Source organism: Tindallia texcoconensis, assembly GCF_055383815.1.
The window spans coordinates 2,609,006-2,629,163 of record NZ_AP042431.1 but is presented as its reverse complement, the minus strand read 5'-3'; the positions used below and the strand labels follow the sequence as shown (position 1 = coordinate 2,629,163).

General features: G+C 39.3%; 16 protein-coding genes and 1 other annotated feature. Of the genes, 2 read left to right on the top strand and 14 right to left on the bottom strand.

Going from position 1 to position 20,158, the window contains the following annotated elements; genetic code table 11:
* Positions 1 to 29: 29 nt before the first annotated feature.
* From addA to ACZ47N_RS11875, 6 genes are all read right to left on the bottom strand, one after another.
* Complete coding sequence (gene addA, locus ACZ47N_RS11900) at positions 30 to 3,551, bottom strand: helicase-exonuclease AddAB subunit AddA (protein WP_464886761.1); 3,522 nt, start codon at positions 3,549 to 3,551, stop codon at positions 30 to 32.
* Positions 3,552 to 6,938 carry a helicase-exonuclease AddAB subunit AddB gene (gene addB, locus ACZ47N_RS11895; RefSeq protein WP_464886760.1) on the bottom strand — a complete coding sequence of 1,129 codons (3,387 nt, stop codon included), beginning with the start codon at positions 6,936 to 6,938 and terminating at the stop codon, positions 3,552 to 3,554.
* A 62-nt stretch (positions 6,939 to 7,000) separates the two neighbouring features.
* On the bottom strand, positions 7,001 to 7,489 hold the full coding sequence (locus ACZ47N_RS11890) for a DUF1850 domain-containing protein (protein ID WP_464886759.1): 489 nt from the start codon (positions 7,487 to 7,489) through the stop codon (positions 7,001 to 7,003).
* 68 nt (positions 7,490 to 7,557) lie between these two features.
* Positions 7,558 to 8,598: a TAXI family TRAP transporter solute-binding subunit gene (locus ACZ47N_RS11885; RefSeq protein WP_464886758.1), complete on the bottom strand. Its 1,041-nt coding sequence runs from the start codon at positions 8,596 to 8,598 to the stop codon at positions 7,558 to 7,560.
* Positions 8,599 to 8,662: 64 nt separating this feature from the next.
* Complete coding sequence (locus ACZ47N_RS11880) at positions 8,663 to 9,316, bottom strand: DUF47 domain-containing protein (RefSeq protein ID WP_464886757.1); 654 nt, start codon at positions 9,314 to 9,316, stop codon at positions 8,663 to 8,665.
* A complete protein-coding gene (locus ACZ47N_RS11875) occupies positions 9,313 to 10,278 on the bottom strand; it encodes a 3'-5' exoribonuclease YhaM family protein (RefSeq protein WP_464886756.1) in 966 nt (321 codons plus the stop codon). Before ACZ47N_RS11875 ends, ACZ47N_RS11880 begins: the two co-directional genes overlap by 4 nt.
* Before the next feature lie 131 nt (positions 10,279 to 10,409).
* On the opposite strand from ACZ47N_RS11875, the gene ACZ47N_RS11870 reads away from it, so the two are divergent.
* Positions 10,410 to 10,967, top strand: a complete 558-nt coding sequence (locus ACZ47N_RS11870; RefSeq protein WP_464886755.1) for a rubrerythrin family protein — start codon at positions 10,410 to 10,412, stop codon at positions 10,965 to 10,967.
* A 39-nt stretch (positions 10,968 to 11,006) separates the two neighbouring features.
* On the opposite strand, the gene asd is transcribed toward ACZ47N_RS11870, so the two are convergent.
* From asd to rarD, 5 genes are all read right to left on the bottom strand, one after another.
* Positions 11,007 to 11,903, bottom strand: coding sequence for an archaetidylserine decarboxylase (asd, locus tag ACZ47N_RS11865; protein WP_464886754.1), 897 nt, complete (start codon positions 11,901 to 11,903; stop codon positions 11,007 to 11,009).
* Complete coding sequence (glpK, locus tag ACZ47N_RS11860; protein ID WP_464886753.1) at positions 11,900 to 13,414, bottom strand: glycerol kinase GlpK; 1,515 nt, start codon at positions 13,412 to 13,414, stop codon at positions 11,900 to 11,902. Before glpK ends, asd begins: the two co-directional genes overlap by 4 nt.
* A gap of 102 nt (positions 13,415 to 13,516) precedes the next feature.
* A complete protein-coding gene (locus ACZ47N_RS11855) occupies positions 13,517 to 14,011 on the bottom strand; it encodes a ferritin family protein (RefSeq protein WP_464886752.1) in 495 nt (164 codons plus the stop codon).
* Between the two features lie 76 nt (positions 14,012 to 14,087).
* Positions 14,088 to 14,702, bottom strand: a complete 615-nt coding sequence (locus ACZ47N_RS11850; protein ID WP_464886751.1) for a histidine phosphatase family protein — start codon at positions 14,700 to 14,702, stop codon at positions 14,088 to 14,090.
* Positions 14,702 to 15,631: an EamA family transporter RarD gene (gene rarD, locus ACZ47N_RS11845; RefSeq protein WP_464886750.1), complete on the bottom strand. Its 930-nt coding sequence runs from the start codon at positions 15,629 to 15,631 to the stop codon at positions 14,702 to 14,704. Before rarD ends, ACZ47N_RS11850 begins: the two co-directional genes overlap by 1 nt.
* A gap of 195 nt (positions 15,632 to 15,826) precedes the next feature.
* Positions 15,827 to 16,048 (top strand) — a binding site (T-box leader).
* A gap of 129 nt (positions 16,049 to 16,177) precedes the next feature.
* Between rarD and ACZ47N_RS11840 the strand changes: the two genes are divergently transcribed.
* Positions 16,178 to 16,354: a hypothetical protein gene (locus tag ACZ47N_RS11840; RefSeq protein ID WP_464886749.1), complete on the top strand. Its 177-nt coding sequence runs from the start codon at positions 16,178 to 16,180 to the stop codon at positions 16,352 to 16,354.
* A 72-nt stretch (positions 16,355 to 16,426) separates the two neighbouring features.
* On the opposite strand, the gene ACZ47N_RS11835 is transcribed toward ACZ47N_RS11840, so the two are convergent.
* The 3 genes from ACZ47N_RS11835 to ACZ47N_RS11825 all read right to left on the bottom strand — a co-directional run bounded on the left by ACZ47N_RS11835 (position 16,427) and on the right by ACZ47N_RS11825 (position 20,087).
* Positions 16,427 to 17,194: a YdcF family protein gene (locus ACZ47N_RS11835; protein ID WP_464886748.1), complete on the bottom strand. Its 768-nt coding sequence runs from the start codon at positions 17,192 to 17,194 to the stop codon at positions 16,427 to 16,429.
* The gene (locus tag ACZ47N_RS11830; RefSeq protein ID WP_464886747.1) at positions 17,194 to 18,375 is read right to left on the bottom strand and encodes a cation:proton antiporter domain-containing protein; all 1,182 of its coding nucleotides are present in this window, start codon (positions 18,373 to 18,375) and stop codon (positions 17,194 to 17,196) included. The genes ACZ47N_RS11835 and ACZ47N_RS11830 overlap by 1 nt, the downstream gene beginning before the upstream one ends.
* Positions 18,376 to 18,542: 167 nt before the next feature.
* Positions 18,543 to 20,087, bottom strand: a complete 1,545-nt coding sequence (locus ACZ47N_RS11825; protein WP_464886746.1) for an AbgT family transporter — start codon at positions 20,085 to 20,087, stop codon at positions 18,543 to 18,545.
* Positions 20,088 to 20,158 lie beyond the last annotated feature (71 nt).

The window sequence follows — 20,158 nt, the reverse complement described above, 5'->3', positions numbered from 1 at the left end:
GCCTTCTTTTTGTCTAAGAAAAATTTTCTTTACAGGATCAATGCTTTGTTTAAGAAAAAAGAGTAAATCCACTTTTCTTTAATATTGAATCCTGTCAGCTCTTTCAGGGCGTCTTCATAAAGGTTCATCTGTCTACGATATTTTTCTTTCCAATCCTCTGGATCTATTCCTTTTATTTCATCAGTTTTATAGTCTACTAGTACCAAAGAGTCCCCTTCTTGAAAATAGCAGTCAATAATCCCCTGCATCACCACTTCTCCAGTCTCTATTTGTTTTTTAACCACAAAAGGCCATTCCCTTCGACACAGATCCGCTTCCCGAATCCGCTTTCCTAGAGGACTTTCCAGGAATAAGGAAATTTGCGCTGGGTCAATCCCCTTCATTTCTTCTTCTGTTATCATTTCTTTTTCTAGCATTTGTTGAAGTTGCTCTTGAACCTTCATTCCTTTGGCCGCTTCTACAAAATCAAGCTGCTGGATCACATAATGCAATCGGGTTCCTTTCTCAGCAGCACTTACCAGCTTTTCATCACAAAGAAAATCAGGCTTTTTAATCAATACTGGCATTCGAAAGAGCTGGTCTTGTGTTGTCTTGATACGTTCTTCATCTACCAATTCACTAACTGAGTATTTAGATTGTGTTCTCGTTTCCTCTATAAAGGGATATTCCCATTCTAATCTACTCTTTATATAAATGGTATCTTTCTCTGGTAGTTGATCTAAATTCCACCTCAACCTGTTTTTAAATTTCTGAGATTCTTGAATTTCTCTCTTTTCATCAGTAACCAACTCCTCCTTCTTCCATATGCTTAAACTCCACTGACTATTCCAAAAACCATTGGTTTCCCCAAGAATTCCATAAGCATTGGCCAAAGATGGACCAATCCAATCTAGATACCTTTGGCCCTTTGAAAGTTTATACGGATGTAAATCATGTTCCCACTGAGTCCATTTTAACTTGGGATCCTCTACGCTCCCTACCATAATCAATTTTTCTTTTGCTCGAGTCATGGCTACATATAATATACGCATTTCTTCCGATAGACTTTCTTGTCTGATTTTCTCTTTAATGATATTACGAACAATGGTGCTCCGAAAAACCCTTTTATCTGGTTCGGCACATACAGATCCTATTCCAAGATCTTTATGGACCAGCATTTTTTCATGGGTATCTCGTAGGTTAAACTTTCTTCCAGCTCCAGCAAGAATGACTACAGGAAACTCTAAACCTTTACTTTTATGAATACTCATTATCCTCACCACATTATTATTAGGCCCTATGAGTTTTGCTACCCCAAGATCATTCCCTTTCCCTTTTTGGAGTTTTTCAACGTACTGCAGAAAACCATAAAGACTTCCTTCCTGATGCGTTTCAAATTCTTCTGCTCTTTTTCCTAGAATTCTTAGGTTTGCCTGACGCTGCTCTCCTCCTGGCATGGATGCCACAAACCCATAATATCCAGATTCATCCATAATCTGCCATATAAAATCTGATAATCCAATATCCAAACTCCATCGCCAGAAGGAAATTTTTGCTTTGAAGTCAGCCACTTTTTTACGAATTCTTATATCCTCTAGTTCTTCTCCATTCATGAAGCATTCGTAAAATGGTGCTTCCTTTCCCTTTAGCCTTAGTAAGGCTAATTCATCCGTTTCAAAGCCACCAATCGGAGATCTTAGAACGCTAAGCAACGGTATGTCTTGCTTTATATTATCAATAATCTTCAATAAATTTAAGAAAATCTGTACTTCAATGGTTTGAAAAAAACCGGAGCCAGCATCTGAAAAAACTGGAATTCCTTCCCGATCCAACATATCTTCATAAATTTGAAGATAGGGGCGAGTCGACCTCATTAGAATTACAATATCTCTATACTGAACCCGTCGTTTTTGTTGAAGCTTTTCATCGTAAACTTCCCCTTTCAACACTTCTTGCACTCTTCCTACTACTAATTTTGCTTCCAACTCATTATCTGTCCATTCTTTCAATGCATTTACACTACTAGGATCTTCTGATTTCCTTTTGTCTAGCAAATGCAATTCAATAGGAACCGGTTCCTCTATCTCAGGATAAAGTCCCCCACTAAGAAGCATGGCATCTTCCCCATATTCCATTTCTCCTAAAGCAGGGCTCATAATGTTTTTGAAAAGTTCATTAACGCCTTTAAGAATTTCATTTCGACTTCTAAAATTTCGATTTAAGTCAATTCTCCTGTCATCTGCTCCTGCTTGATTCAAAAAATTATGCTGTTTTTGTAAAAATAAGGCTGGTTCTGCTAATCGAAATCGATAAATGCTCTGCTTCACATCTCCAACCATAAACAAATTGTTTTCTCGTTTAATACGATCTGTAATAGCTTCCTGTACACGATTGCTATCTTGATACTCATCTACAAAAATGTGCTGAAACTGATTCCGGTAATACTCCGACGCTTCTTTATGATTCAAAATTTCTAGAGCCATATGCTCTAAATCATTGAAATCCACTAGGTTTTTCTTTCGTTTAATTTGAGAAAACTGGTGATGAAAAGCTACTACGAGCTCCCTAAATTTTTCCATAGGGCCTAGCATTTTACCTAAATCTTCACTCCATTGGTCTGGCCCACCAACAAACCAGTCATTCTTCATTGCCTTCAACTCATCTTTAACCGCATTTCGCAATCCTTGCACCAATGCTTTCGTCTCACTATTTACATTTTTTGCTGCTGGTAGCCGCTTAAAGTCCATTTTCCAAAGCTCTTTAAAAAAAGCCTCATCGTACTGAAGGCACTTCTCCATCAGTTTTTCTAAAGCCTCTATTTCCTGATCAATTAGGTCCATATAAACCTCTGGCCCATCAGGAACTTGACAATAGTCATAAGCCATTTCCATCTGTCGAACCATCCCATTGAAACGCAACTGTAGTATTTGAAACAATACTTTGATCCACCTTGTCTCCATGATCGTTGAAGGCTCCACGTCAAATTGTTGCACTTGATCCTTCAACCATGCCTCTGGATCTGGTTGACTTTGTATAAACGTGTGTACTTTGGATAAGTTGTATTCCAGCCATCTGTCATTTTTCATATCACAGAAACTTTCGATTAACAAATGAAAAGAAGGGTCGGCTTCTTCATAAAATTTTTCCAAAGTACTATCCAATGCTTCCTGTTTTAACAATGCAATTTCGGTTTCATTCCCTACTCTAAATGACGGATCCAAGTCTATTAAGTGAAAGTGACTTCTCAATACTTTCAAGCAAAATGAGTGCATGGTCATAATGTAGGATCTATTTAGTAAGGATAATTGTCTTCGAAGCTCCAATCGCTTATTCGATAATTCCTGAGATGCTTTTAACATCTCTCTCCCAATTCGTTCTTTCATCTCTGAGGCTGCAGCATTCGTAAAGGTCACCACAAGCATTTGGTCTACATCTATCTGATCTTTTATGACTAAACTTAAGATGCGTTGCACCAAGACGGCAGTTTTACCCGATCCAGCAGCAGCAGAAACTAATAGATTGCAGTTTCTGCTTTCGATAGCCTGTTTTTGTTCAGCAGTCCACTGTGGCATTTATGAATTCACCTTCTTTCCATAAGCCAGGCATATTTTTTGAAGCACTTCTTCTTTTTTTATAGTAGGCAGGTATTTCACTTTATTTCCTGATAACGTAGGGTCAAATTGACATACAGAAAGGAAGTCACAATACTGACAAGCTCTAAGCCCATCAAACTCAATGGGCTGAATGGAGATATCTCCAGATAGAATGCTCTGTGCCATCTTAATTACGTGATCTTGTACATGCTGAAGCAAACAATCAAATTCTTCCATGGTCGCCACCTTTGAAGAAGCTGTGAAATCTCCATCTTTTTTTAATCCTACTGGCAATATGTCCGAACTATTAGAAATATGTGGATCCATAGCCTCCACCAAAGTTGCATCTTTTAAGGTCAATCCTTTTAATTTTGTTTCTTGGATCCATTCCCCATAAATCTTAGATGCCTCTATTGAATTGGTTTCAATCATAGGATCATCTAGCTGGTAATAAAAAATGCCCGCTGGATAATGATTTGCCTGGATTTGTTGTTTCTGTGCCTCCAGAACCGCTTGTAAATAAATAGGCAGCTGTAACTGAAGCCCATAGTACATTTCTTGAAGACTAAGGTCTTTTGTGCCGGTTTTATAGTCGATCACCCGATAATAATAGTTCCCCTCTTTGTAATACGTATCCATTCGATCTATGCGTCCTTCCAGAGATGTAATGGTCTGCTCATTGTCTTTATATTGCAACGCCGGCCAAATACCATCCCACCCAAAAGTCACCTCGTGATGGGTCGGAATGAACTCACCTTTCTGGATCTGTTGCACCATGGTTCTTACCGCTGTTTTTCCAACTTGTTTCATCCTCTTTCCTGCATAGGTATATCGATTGCTACTAGCGAATACGCCATGTTTAAACCCCTGAAGCAACGGATCTAATATTTCTTCCATTATTTGGTCACATTCTTCTAGCTTTAGGTCGTGCCAGCTCTGCTCATTCTTTTTTACTTGATCTGCAAATTCATCTAATGCCTTATGCAGAAAATTACCAAGTTCCACAGGTTGAATATCATACTGTTTACGCTCTGCTGGTTTTAGTCCATATTGAACAAAGTGAGAAAAAGGACACTTTCCATATTTTTCTAATCGGGCTACGCTTGCCTTCAACGGTTTTCCAAAAAGTGCTTGACTCTCTAGGGAAGATAACGGCTTGCTTGAATTGCGAAAATCATAGCTTTCTACCATTTGTTCTGCAGACTCTTTCCAATTAGGGTGGTCATAGAACCATCGATATGCATCCATCCATATCTCGTCAATCCTCTCGCCATCCATCCCCTTTCGAATTTCCGATGCCAATTTCATAAACGTATTTAAGGGTCTGGTAATCTGTCTTTTTGTCATTTCTGGTGTGGGTACCAGATCATCTTGCAATTCTAAAGATGGAAAAAGAGCCTGCAATCGATCTAAAACGATGGAAGGACGTTTTGCCACTCCTTCTTCATTGGCGAGTGAGTAGCTGATATAAAGAGTGTCCCTGGGCTTCACTAAAGATAAATAAATATAAAACATTTCTTGCTCTTCACGCTCTTCTGGTGTTACGCCTATTGTACATCCAGATTGCGCCATTGCTTCTTTTTCCAAAGGAAGAAGCAATGAATCTTCACTCAAACCAGCAGGAATCACTCCATCATTAGCACCAATTAAAAATAAGCATTTAATCGAATTTACTCTTGATCTCTCTATGGTTCCAACAAATACCTGATCCAAAGTAGAGGGTATGGTTCCTATTTCCATACTTTCAATTCCTGCTTCCAAAATTTCGATATACTCTTTATGAGATATCCTTGCATCGCCCATCATTTCAACCATTTGATCCATTAACCCAATCAATTCGTTCCACAATTGTCCATATTCCTGCCTCTGTTCAAAAGCTTCTCGATGCACCGCTCTCTGCATCTCTTTTTCAATTATTTCTGGTATTTGTAATCTTTCTAGCCAATGAAAAACCGAGGTCGTCTTTTCTTTCACTGTATTGGATCCTTCTAACCCACGAGAAAGCTCTTCCAGTGGGTCCATAATCTTCTGTCGCCATTTTTCAATTCGTTCATCTTTTTCATCTTGAATGAACTCTCCAAAATTTCGTTTCCACTTACTCCCTTTGATTCCATATCGAAGGCAAAAATTTTCCAGTTCTTCCACCTCTTCGTGTTCCAAACCTGCATAACCAGTTTTTACATAAGCCATCATTCCATTTAAAGGATAATGATTTCCTAAAACTTCCAAACCTCGTAATACTAAAATCATCAATGGATGATTCCTGATATTTCTTTTTTCATCCATATAGGCTGGTATTTGATGTAACTTCATTATTCGCCTTACACTTTTTCTTCTTTGTTCCAGATTTGGGCATAAAACAGCAATATCTCTATAGCGATAACCCTTCTCCTGCACTAAGTTTTGAATAGAAAGTGCAGTCCACATTAATTCCGCCTCGTCGTTCCCTGCTGCAAAAATTTCAATGGATTCTGGCACTTCCTGATATGGTTTTACTGGTAATGAATAGAAAAAAGACTTTAAATGTTCTAAGTCAGAGGCTTTACGTGAGCTTTCTACCATTTCTTCCACGGATACTTTTTTCCATTCTCCCCCTTTGTAAGAAAAATAATTTTTCAACCGACTAATTTGTTTATAACTGGCATTTTTTTGTATTTTTTCTTCATTCATCCCACCGTATACCGTTACGTTTAGTTCTTCTGCATATTCCCCAAGCACTTCAAGAGATCGCAGCATATTGGGGGTATAACTAAAAAACCCATCCACCCAAAAATCCGTCTTTTTCATCCAATTTGAGTCACTTAGTTGATTTCGAAACGCTTCCATTCGGTCTTCTTTATGTAAAAATTTTCCTTTCAATGCTTCATCCATTTTCTCATAAATAATTGCAATATCCCTCAGTTTTCCAGCAACTGAATCGTTTTTTTCGTGAATTTTTGACTGTTGCCACAATAATTCAGGCGTTATATGATACTGTTTGCATTCATCGATTTCTTTTGCCAATGCATCAATAAAGCCTTTCCGCTGGACCATATGATCATAGGTGCTAAGGTTGCTTTGCTGTTCTTTTAAGATTTTTCGAAGAAACATATGAATCCCTTGATCATTAATAAAAACTCGATCTTTCCCTCCTGTTTCCAAAAAGATTCGATGTGCCAAACGAGAGAAACTTAACACCTCTACTTGTATCATGCCTGTTTCACCAGTCCACTTCATATACTGGTTTTCAGTACCTAATGTGTATTGTTCTGGTACAATAATAACTTGTCTTCTCGCTTCAGGCTGTTTGACACGCCGTTGAATTTCATTCATAATTATTCGGCTTTTTTCTTCTAGATCTGTTCCATACCATAATTTCAATCGCATTTACTCACCTCGTTTTAATCTTTTTTATAATAAAAGCAAAACCTCTTTTTATAAGAGGTTTTTTAGGGGTTTTGGAGCCAGAACAACCACAAAGGGGCACGTTTTACTTGTATTTTCACTGGAGTTCTTTCTTCCGAAAAGCTATATAAAGGGATAGCGTCGCTTTCTATAACCAGCTTCATTTCAAGGCCTAGGTTTTGAGGATCTGCTCTGTAAATTAGCGAATCTGTAACCATGTGGATATTGTAACGACGAAAGGTACCTGCATTCATTTCATAGCCTTGGTCTACAGCCGTTGGAAGTCCTGCCCCGTAAGATTCATAAACCATTTCCATCAAAAGAATTCGCTTATCTGGCATAATCCGATAGATTTCTATGACTGGAGTTTTCGCTACCGAATGCCCATAATGCATCTCAAATTCATGGCCTAAAGAAGTAGTATGGCGATAGAGAGCCTGACCAGTGTCATTGTTTGAAGCCTCTAAAAAATATACCGGCCACTGAACAGAAAGCAGAAGGATCATCAATATCCACCCTGTTTTTTTATTCATTAATTGAAAACCCTTATTTATAGGAATCATGATTCACCCAAATCCAAAATCCTGTCATGGCTATTCCCCTATTGATTTAGATGATCTTCAAAGAAACTGGCTGCTCCTGGATGCAAATCCACAGGCATACCAATAAGCGCAGTTTCTAGCATAATATCCTTCCCACGATCATGGGTATTTACAATATAATCCCGATGCTCAAAAATAGCCTGTGTCATATTGTAAACTAACCTTTCTGGAAGTTCTGAAGAAACAACTAACATAGCCATCACTGCCGTTGTCGTTATGTCTTCTGATTGCTCTGCATAAGTTCCTGCTGGAATTACCACTTCTACATAAAACGGATAACGAGATGTTAGATCCCTTATTCTATCGCTTGCAATTGGAATAATACGTATATCCATAGTGGTCGCCATTTCACCAATAGCCGCCGTCGGTATGCCTGCTGTGACAAAAGCTGCATCAACCTCACCATTTCTCATTTGCATCACCGCTTGAGCAAAGGAGATCGGATGAACCTCAGCCAAATCCTCTTGTTTCAGTCCATGAGCTTCTAAAATATGATTTGCATTGGCTTCTGTTCCGGATCCCTGGGCCCCAATAGCTACTCTTTTCCCAGTCAAATCTTTGACCGTATTAACGTCAGCGTTTGTTAATGTAACCAGCTGGATGATTTCTGGATAAAGCACCGCCATCCCTTTCAAATTAGCAAAGGGTTCCTTTTCTTCTGCATACATTTCCGTACCTGTAAAGGCATAGTAGGTGATATCATTCTGTGTAAAAGCTACTTCCACTTCTCCCTTTCGAATTAAATCTAAATTAGCCAACGCCGCCCCGGTTGATTCCGCCGTGGCACGCACACCTGGAACATGGGTATTGTAAATGCTAGCCAGAGCCCCTCCCAATGGGAAATAGACACCACCAGTCCCTCCAGTAGCAATGCTTATATTCGCATCTTCGTAATCTTGTGTCATCTCCTCAACCTCTATCTCTTGTGTTCCCTCCGACTGTTCCGTTCTTTGTGCACAACCAGAGAATGAACTAAGCACTGCAACCATTGCTAAAATAGTGATAAACATTCTTTTTTGGATCCCTTTTCTCTGATTCATCCTATCGGAGCCCCCTCAAATTTCTTTACCCCTCTAATATATCATAGCGTATTCTGCTAATATATCAAATATTTCGCTTGAGCTGAAATACTGAAAGTTTTAGGGCCACATCTTCCGCAATATCTGATATGGATGCAATTCTTTCCACGAAATACCGAAGATGCATTTTATGGCTCAATCTCTCAATACTCTGTGATTCAAAAACCATTCGAGCTATTTTTACTTCCAACTTATCTGCTTCTCCTTCATAATAGTATACTTTATTAACATAATCTTCCACCATTCCAGTATTGTGAAAGAAACTTCTTACCCCTTGCATCAATTCATCTGCTGCTTGACAGGATGCTTGGGTCAATGCTTCAAAAGATTCTACCGTAAAGCCAGGGATCTGCGGCTTTTCAATCGATATATTTAAGTGTACCGCTTTTGCTCTATCTACCAACTCATCCAATGCATCTGTTAATTCTAATATATCTCCGCTGGCATCTGGAATCAAATTATAAGCGTAAAGTTTATATTTAATGTTTTTTAATTTTTCATCTGCTTCTTTTTCGGCATTTGCCATTTCTTGCGCTCTTATTTCAAAAGACTCTTCTTTTCCACTTAAGTATTCCTGTATCCCTTCTTTAAACAACAAAATACCACGTGATATGGCTTTCAAATAAGCATCTATCTCACCTTCTAGCTCTTTGCTATGATTCCTAAAAATATTTTTCACGATGTACCTCCTTTGTAGTATTCTGTCCCCATATTCCAAAGTTTCTCTGTGAAATTTTCAGGATTTTCTTCGCTTTCATCCAGAAAAGATAAAATGCTCTCAATATCTCCAGATAGCTTATCTGCCTGATGAAGTATTTGGGCTTCCACAGTTTTGGGAAGTACAGGAGATCCCCACTCCAAGGATCCATGATGCCCCAAGATTCCATTGAGTATAATCAAAGCATCCTCTCTTTTAAAATCTTCAATAGATTCTATAACATTCATTGTATAATGCGTACCAATAAAAATATGGCCCAACATTTTTCCTTCATCGCTGAGTTGATTAGACGGCAAGGGCTCATACTCCATAATTTTTGCCCAATCATGTAAGAATCCAATTGCTATCAATCGATCAACTTGTCTCTGAGTCAGTCTTTTTATCTTGGCCACCATGACACAATATTTCAAGACTTCAAGGGTATGTTGTAAAATACCATGACGGAAATTATGGTGAACAGATTTTGCCGCTGGATAGATACAATATTTTTCATAGTTAGATTCTTCAAAAACCATTTTATTCACCAGCTCTTTAATGGTAGCCGACTCTATTCGATCTCTAAATTCTGCCAACCACTCCTTCATTTGATCATAGTTCCAGCGACTTGATGGAATCAAAGCCCTCATATCTACTGTGCTTTTATCCACTTCCATTATTTTTTGTGCAGTTAATTGCAGCCTGCCTTGATACTCTCCAACCATAGCCGTTAATTGAACCACCGGCAGTTCATCCCTCCTTTTCATTAATGGATCCTCTTCATCCGCATCCCAAAGTTTCACCGCTTGCTTCATCGATGCATCTTGAATAACTAAATCCGCATATGCTTTTCCATTTTTTGCTTTTTTTATTTTTGCATCCACCAATAACACAGTCAAAACAACTTCTTGGTTCATCTGATCCCGAGTAATCGATTTTAATTCCATGATAGCCACACAGCTCCTTTTTTTCAGCCATTAGCTGTATATATTTTTTTATGTTTAGGGTAGAATAGGAACGGGTACATTTACAATTGATTGTACACTATTTATTCTACAAAATGAAAGGGGTATTCTTAATGAATCCAATGACTTCCAGTAATTTAAAATCCGCTTTTGGTGGAGAAAGTATGGCTCACATGCGTTATTTAATGTGGGCAGAAGCTGCAAAAAAAGAAAAATATCCTAATGTAGCTAATCTTTTCAAGGCAATTGCATATGCCGAGCAAGTCCACGCAGGAAACCACTTCAGAGAATTAAAAAAAGAAGTAGGAGATGACTCCGTTACCGCAGGTGCTGGATTCGGTATGACTAACACTTCAGAAAATCTTCAAGGGGCCATTAATGGTGAAAACTATGAAGTTGAACAAATGTATCCTGCCTTTATTACCGTAGCAAATCTTCAAGAGGAAAAGGGAAGTATCCGTTCCTTCCAGTTTGCCTTAGAAGCTGAAAAAACCCACTCGGATTTGTTCAGCCTAGCAAAACAAGCCGTAGATAGCGGCAGCGACTACAGCGAAGATAAAATTCATGTCTGTGATATCTGCGGATACACGTTGAGCGGTAACCACGTGGAGGATGACTGTCCTATCTGCAAAGCAAAACCAGAAATGTTCACTACTTTTGTAACAGAATAATCCATTCCAAGCTCGGATCTCCCTGAAGAGATCCGAGCCTTATTTGTTTATATTTGCAATTGATTCACCCATTTGAACCAAGGTCTCAAAACCATCTTGTGTATTTTTCACAAGATCAGAATGCCAATGAAGGACTCCTTTTTCAAAAATCAAAATAACTGTAGAACCCCCAAATTGGAAATATCCTTTTTCTGCTCCTCTATTAACTGGTACCCCTGGCCAGTAGGTTTGTACGATGCTTCCCACCATTGTTGCCCCAACTTCTATCATGGCAACCTTCCCAAACATAAAAGATTGGATGATCGTCACCATGCGTTTGTTTTTACTATATACCTTCTTCACTTCTCGTAGGGCGTAGGGATTCACCGAGTAATAACATCCTTTTATAAGGGTTGTGTTTCTCGGAATTCCATCCACAGGAAAGTGAAACCGATGATAATCTGAAGGTGCAAGGCGAATCACCGCGGCCGACCCACCCAGGAATGAATTTGCCAACTCCTCACATCCTAAAACAGAAGCTATCGAACTTGTTTTTCCCTTCACCTGAATCAACTGTCCCATTTCAATCTTCGGATAAAGAAGAATTCGCCCATCTGAAGGCGATACAACACCACGGGGGTCTTTCTCAATTATTCTGCTACCAGGCTTCAAATGTCTGGTGAAAAATTCATTGAAGGAACCATAGTCCTCTGGATTCTCCAGTAGCGCTTCCTTCATATTTATCTTCAAGTGGTCTACAAAAGGTTGTATTTTTTTCTTTGTGCTAGGTAATTTTTGTACCACCCCGTATAACCATGAAACCCCTTTGTATTTTCCCAAGAGTTCCATAAAGCATCTACCGCTTTTTTTTCCATATGCCCAAGCTAACATTTTTTCAGCCGATATGATTTCTTTTTCTTTTTTGCCTGTTTTTCGATTAATATATTCGATGGTCACACACTCGCTCCTTTTCGTCCCTTTTCCCATCCAAAGGTTCTACCAACCGCTTTTTTCCATCCTTCATAGGCACTTCGTCTCCATAATTCTTCTTTTTCTGGCGTAAATACATAATCAAAATTCCATTGCTTTTCGATGGTCGAAATACAATCCCAAAATCCCGTTGTCAACCCAGCCATATATGCAACTCCCAATGCTGTTGTTTCTTGTATGAAGGCCCTTTCCACTCTTCTGTTTAATAAGTCTGCCTGAAATTGCATTAAAAAATTGTTTGAAACTGCACCACCATCGGTTCTCAAAGAACGAAGATCAATCTCTCCTTCTTCCTCCATCAGATCCAACACATCCTTCGTTTGATATGCAATTGCCTCTAATGCTGCCCTTACAATATGTGCCGCCTTCGTGTCTCTGGTGATTCCCAAAATCGCTCCTCTCGCATACATATCCCAATAGGGAGCACCTAAACCAGTAAAGGCAGGAACCACATAAACGCCATTGGTGTTGTCCACGGAAAATGCCATAGATTCAGTCTCAGAGGCATGTCTAATCAGATTCATTTCATCTCTTAACCATTGGATTACTGCACCAGCAATAAAAATACTGCCTTCAAGTGCATAATGCGTTTTTTTTCCGTCGGACCAGGCAATTGTTGTTAGAAGCCCTTTTTCGGAAAAAACAGGCTTATCACCAGTATTCATCAGCATAAAACATCCTGTTCCATAGGTGTTTTTTGCCATGCCTGGATGAAAGCAAGCCTGTCCAAACAAAGCCGCTTGTTGATCCCCAGACACACCAGCTATTGGAATGGCGTAGCCTTGAAAAAAATCTGGATCTGCTTTTGCAAATTCATAGCAAGACGGGTGCACTTCTGGCAATATTTCTAATGGGATCTCTAATTCTTTTAAAATCCTATCATCCCACCGTTTCTTTTCAATGTCATATAACATGGTTCGAGAAGCATTTGTCATGTCCGTAGCATGGATTGCACCTTTTGTAAGATTCCATATGAGCCAACTGTCTACGGTTCCAAAACAAAGAGCACCTGTTTGAGCCTTTTTTTTAAGTTCAGAGTCTCTTTGAAGAAGCCATGCAATCTTTGTAGCAGAAAAGTATGCATCTATCGTAAGTCCGGTGGTTTTTCGGACATAGGGTTCCCATCCATCTTTCTTTAAATCATCGCATATACTTGACGTGCGTCTACATTGCCATCCAATGGCATTACCCACTGCTTTGCCAGTTTTTCGATCCCAAAGCAACGTGGTTTCCCGCTGATTTGTAATGCCTATGGCCTTAATTGACCGTGGCGAAATTCCTGTCCGCTGCATTACTTCTCCTATTACTCCCATCTGGGTAGCCCATATCTCTCCAGGCTCTTGCTCAACCCACCCAGCTTGAGGATAGATAAGATTTACTTCTTTTTGTGCACTGCCCACTAATTTTCCCTGTGCATCAAAAATAATGGCACGTGAGCTAGTGGTCCCTTGATCAAGGGCTAATATGTACTTTTCCATTCTATATCCTCCCTAAAAAACTCTAACGCTTTTCCTTCGTGGAAAAATAGCCCTTCCTTTTGGAAGAGCTATCATCATCTCATAATTTCATTGATATTTCAATTAGTATCGTAAATATTTCAACAAATCAACTTCTGCCCTACTTAACACTGCTTGAAGGTGTCTTCTTTCTTCATTTAACACCTTTTTCATTTCTTTTGGCGCAAGATCCGGAAAAAGTCTTGTAAGTTCATATACATACATAATCCCATCTCTTTCTACTTTTTCAGCTATTTCTAGGGCTTCATCCTTTGTATACTTACCTTTTATTTTTTCCATGGATTTATCAGCGTCCGCAAACATATCGTTTTCAATTAGCAAATCAAGATATTCTTTTTCTTCTTCTGAAACATCAGCAGTACCTTCATCCGGAAGTTTTCTCAATAATTCAGCGTAAATTTTCTCATGCTTCAATTCATCTTCTGCCAGTAATTCAAATAATTTTTTTCCTTTTCCGTCCTGCATTTGACTCGCAAGATTTGTGTAAAGTTCAGCTACTCTTGCTTCATTTCGGACCAATACCTGCAATAGTTTACTTGCATTAAATTCAATTGCCATGAAAAACATCACCCCTTCTTTATCATTATTTTTTAGTTACCCGCTGGCCTAAAGGATAAACAACTTAAGCATATTCTTATTTATCTAGGTGACTCCTATCCGCTTTTCTAATGACTTGAACCTTATTTTTATCCATTACAACCTCTGTAACGCTGGTCTGTTTCACGTCAGCCACATTCCACAAATCACGAATTGGTCTATTTTCAAAAGCAAGCAAAAGCAATCGTAGGGTGATGGCATGACTTACGACTAATACATGCTTGCCAGGATGCCTTTCAACGATATCTCTCAACGCAGAGTAGCTTCTATTTTGAACTACCTCCATACTCTCACTCTCTGTTACAGATTGAAATGTATCTGGCTCATAAAAAAAAGCATGGTGAAAAGCTGGATCCTGTTGCTTTATTTCCTCATGTGTTTTTCCTTCCCATTTTCCCAGATTAATTTCACCAAAATCTTCGGATTTCTCCACTTTTATTCCGTGTGGTTCTGCAATAAGAGCGGCCGTTTGATAAGCACGATTTCGAGGACTAGCATAGGCAGCTTCCAAGGGTATCTGTCTCATATCCCTTTTTAAAAGCTGGATTTCTTCCAATCCTTTTGTCGTTAGGGGAGAATCGCCACTTCCCTGAAATCGTTTTTCTATATTCCACTGTGTTTGCCCATGTCTAACAAGATATATCCTAGTCATTATGACACTCCTTTTATGTCTGAATTTTTCATCGTTTTTCTTCTTTCTCTAATTTTTTGAGTTCTAACATATGTAAACAATAACAACCCCGCCCAAATAAATGAAAAGCTAATCATATGGTAACCTCCAAAGGGTTCTTTGAACAAAAATATACCTAACAAAAGAGTAATCGTAGGCGATAGATATTGGATAAATCCCAATACGGAAAAAGGAATCGATTTTGCTGCCATGGCAAACCAAAGAAGTGGTATTGCCGTCACCACTCCTGCCCCCATCAAAAGCCCCCAAGATAAGAGGCTTATCTCTCCTAGTACTATCCCCCCAGAGTGATGCATATAGATGAGATAGATAAAAGCAACGGGCATCATCATCAGAGTTTCAATGGCTAAGGCCACATAAGATCCTACCTGCACTACTCTCTTGCAAAGTCCATAAGTCGAAAACGTTGTCGCTAAAATTAATGCCACCCACGGAATCCTTCCATACTCCAATGCCATCACTAAAACACCGATGAAAGTCAGGAAAAGAGCTACTTTTTCTGCTTTATCCATCTTCTCTTTAAAAATCAGCGTCCCCATCAATACGACCATCAGGGGATTAATATAGTATCCCATACTAGCCTGTATAACAAATCCAGAGTTAACAGCCCAAATATAAGTAAACCAGTTTAAAGAAATAATCAAGGCTGAAAAAAGGACCCATAAAACACTTTTTTTATCAGAAAAAAGAGCGATAGCTGTTTTCAGTTCATTTTTATGCCACAAAAGGCCCCCTACAAAAAAACACGACCATATCACTCGATTGGCCAAAATCACTCCTGCAGGAAACTCCTGCAATAATTTCCAATAAACCGGCAGAAAACCCCAAAGCACATAAGCTCCAATGCCATATTGAACACCTTTTAAGGACTTTTTTTCTGTTTCTATCATGACGATGCCTCCTTCTCCCTTTATATTATACTCTTCCCTACTTATGAAAACAATCAAACCTAGAATTAAACATACCCACGATTTATAGCAATCATTTTTTACACATATTTTTGAATTGGTAAAATTTTGTATTTTTTTCAGTTAATTGCTTGACGTCTATAAATCTCGCTGTTATAATATATTTTAATTATTCAGTAAAATGCAATGAAGGAGCTAAGCAATATTGATTGGATGACAGAGAGTCGGTGTTTGCTGGAAACCGATACTAACTTTATTGTTACTCACTCCCGAGCTGTTTTCGTGAAGGAAGTAATGGAAACCGGTGGTGCCGTTATCGCCAGGATAAAATCCGTATGAGTGGTCTGCAACGCAGGCAAAAAAGGTGGTACCGCGGGAACATGAAAACCCGTCCTTTGTATTTTTAAGGGACGGGTTTTTTGTACGTTAAGCCATACGAAAGAAGAAAGGAGTGAAACATCGATAAAGATCCATTATGTTAAATTGTCTTTGTATTCAAAATATTTCAAATTCAAGGAGGGGTCACCTATGACACGTATGGTTAATAAACAAAAGAAACAATCCTTTTCTACTCAAGGGATAGAGAGAAACCACACTCATCAAAAAACTGAAGGTCATCCGAAAAAAAACTATCAATCCATTGCTGATTCAGAGTTTTCTACCGTGAACTATTTTGGAACTGGTTCCATCAAGAATAGTTGGTAACCTTATGTCCTTTATATGAAAAAGCAGGGTTTTACTATCACTGGCCCTGCTTTCTTTGTATCCTTCTTTTATCTACCAATCTGTCACCATAGATTTAAATAAAGCTACCGTTTCACGAGCTGCATAATACCAATAGAGGTTGGACGGTGAAGTGGCTTTCATCCCATAGGGATCAACCCCTACCCTTCGACCAATCAGCTGTGCTCTAAAAAGATGGTAATCACTGGTGATAATAACTATTTTATCTGCCTCTATTCCTTCCTGAAACTGGATAATCTCTATGCTCTTCTTGATATTTTCAAAGGTATTCGTCGACTGATCTTCCATCATAATCCGCTTCGAGTCAATTCCTTGACTTTCCAGGTACCATTTCATCACCTGAGCCTCCGAGGCCAACTGACCTTCTGAATGACCTCCTGCCACCACTACTTTCCCCTTTGGATGACTATTTAGGTACTCAACGGCTAAGTCTAATCTACGAGCCAATGTAAAAGAAGGTTCTTTCCTAACAATACCAGCTCCCAATACAATCCCATAGTCCACATCCTCATCATGAGTCGTCATTGCAGTGGTCATGATCATCACTTGAAGGGTGATAAGAACCCCAACTATTGTCAATAGAAATCCAATTTTAATGACGATTAATCGATAAATCCATTGATGTTTTTGCAAGCGCTTCGACCTATAAAGTACCCATGCATTTGCGTAATGAAAACTCACAACTCCTATCCCAAGGATCATGAAAATCAAACTTTCAAACCGAACCCCCCGGAGCAGAAACCCATGGATGACTCCCGCTACAAATATTCCGATGCCAATTTTACTAAGGTCTGGTTTCACTATTTACCCTCCAATAAATGATTGCCTCCCCACTGTATTAGCCACGCGCCTACAGGTGCCGTTAAAACAATGGCTAATACGGCAAAAGCAAGAATTTCCTCTCCCCTAGGTGCTCCTGCAGCTAGGGGCAATGAGCCTACCGCTGCTTGCACCGTGGCTTTCGGCACATATGCTAGGATACAAAATACCCGTTCACGTTTTAAATACTTTTTACCAGACAAAGAAAAAAACACTCCGACACTACGAGCCATTAAAGCAAATCCAATTAAGAGAATTCCTGTTAAACCAGCCTCCAGGGCTAGTGGAACATTGACCACCGCACCCACCATGGTAAAAAGAATAATTTCTGCCAACACCCACACTTTGTTCATCTTTGCAGAAAGGGCAGCAGCAACTTGCGGCTTCCTTTCCAATATGATAAATCCCACAAACATAACCCCGATCAGACTAGCCACCGGAAAAAAAGGTTGAAGCACCTCTTCAACACCGGTCATCAAAATCCCAGCTCCTACTAACATCAAGGTCTTTTTTGTATTTCTGATATCTATCCTATTAAAGAAGCCGATTAGAATCATCGCCACCATCAACCCTAGAATCAATCCAGTCAGGATAGCCATAGGGATTGAAATAATCTGCTGCCACAAGGCCACTTGTGCTCCACCATAAATACCAATAAAGGCAGTTAGAAAAGTAATAGCCACCACATCATCTAAGGATGCACCTGCTAAAATCATGGTTGGAATCCCTTTTTCTTCTCCTTTGCCTTCTTCAATAAATCGAAGCATTGAAGGTACAATAACAGCCGGTGAAACCGCCGCAATAATAAAACCAAGCATTCCAGCTTCCAAAAAAGAATACTGCAAAAAATAATAAGCTGCCATCCCAACCGCTATTCCTTCCAAAACACAAGGTATGAAACTAAGTTTAAGAGCATTGATGCCTACTTGATTCAAGGTTTCTCTTTTGATCCCTAGGCCCGCTCTCAGTAATATAACAATTAGTGCTACTTTTCGAAGATCGGCAGATATTTGGATTACCTGCTCATCAATAAAGTTTAAACCGTAGGGACCTCCTAATACCCCAAGCATTAACAATCCTAGCAAGCCAGGCAAACCAATTTTTCTAAAAACACCATGAAAAAACATGCCTAGTAACACAATCCAAGCTAAGCTTAAAGCCATTTTACCTACCTCTCCTATCCTCGTGTATTACATTTATGTCTTTGCAATAATAATTATAGCATAGCCTCAAATAAGTGAATAGTGACTCTGCTTCTTTGTTCTATAAAATTCTTTTAAAAAAGCAGCCTCCCAGAAAACTGAGAGGCTGCTTTTTATATCGTGTTCCTTTAGTAAAACATTGAAACGCCTGGGCCAAGTGGTAATCCCACTACTGCCCACACAACAAACATAACAGTCCAACCAAGCATAAACACCAAAGAGTAAGGAAGCATAGATGAAATCAAGGTTCCAATTCCAGTATCTTCATCATACTTTTTAGCGAAAGCAACAATGATGGCAAAATAAGACATCAATGGTGTAATAATATTTGTAACCGAGTCACCAATACGATACGCTAACTGAGTTAGCTCTGGAGTGTATCCAACTGCCATCAGCATAGGTACAAATACAGGTGCCATAATAGCCCACTTTGCCGATGCACTTCCAATAAATAAGTTGATAAATCCAGAAACAAAGATAAATCCAATGAGCATTGGAATCCCTGTCATACCAGTAGCTTCAAGGAATGCTGCCCCTTGAACCGCCAAAATGGTTCCCAGGTTACTCCAGCTAAAGTATGCAACAAATTGACCCGCTGCAAAAGCCAGTACCAAATAACCACCCATGGAAGACATGGCTTTCCCCATGAATCCAGCAATATCTTTATCGCTTTTCACAGAACCAGATGCAATTCCAAAAGCAACTCCAGGCACTAAGAAAAATAAAGCAATAATTGGTACCAATCCAGCCATAAATGCAGATCCAGCAAGTATTTGACCATCATCAGCTCTCAAAGCTGCATTTTCAGGAGCAACCAAAGCCAGCATAATCCCGATAAATACCACTAGTGAAATACCTGCCCATTTCAATCCTTTATTCTCATGTTCTCCTACCTGATCTATGCTAACATCTGCATCGCCACGGTACTCACCAAGACGAGGTTCTACAATTTTTTCTGTTACCAATGTTCCCAAAATTGTAATTAAGAAAGTAGATGCAATCATAAAATACCAGTTAGCCGTTGGATCTACGGTGTAGTCTGGTTGCCACATTTGTGCTGCCTGCTGACTAATACCACCCAGTAACGGATCAATGGTGCCTACCAATAGGTTGGCACTAAATCCACCTGACACACCTGCAAAGGCCGCTGCCAGTCCAGCCAAAGGATGACGTCCAAAACTAAGAAATATAAGGGCTCCCAATGGAACTAATACAACGTATCCAGCATCCGAAGCCAGGTTAGACATGATTCCAGCAAATATAACCACAGCTGTTACCAATTTTTTAGGCGTTGATAAAACCAGTTTTCTTAAGGCAGCCTGAATTAGCCCAGTTCCTTCTGCAACGCCAACCCCTAACATAGCAACTAGCACCGTACCAAGTGGTGCAAAGCCAGTAAAGTTCGTAACTGCTTCAGAAAAGATTCTTCGGATTCCCTCCACGGACAATAAACTTACCGCCGTAACTACAACTTCTTCCATCTCACCGGTTCCAATCACAATCCGTTCAAAAGTCACGGATACCCCTGCCTGCGCTGCAAAGAACGAAATGATAATAACTGACAAACTAAATAATGCAAACAGTGTTACCGGATGAGGTAATCGATTTCCCACTCGTTCAACCACATCAAGAAAACGATTAAAGATACCTTTCTTCTTTCCTACTTGACTCATTTTTTCACTCCTAACTCCCATTATTTTTGAGAAGCCAGTCTCTTATTTCATCAATTATACTGACTTTTCAA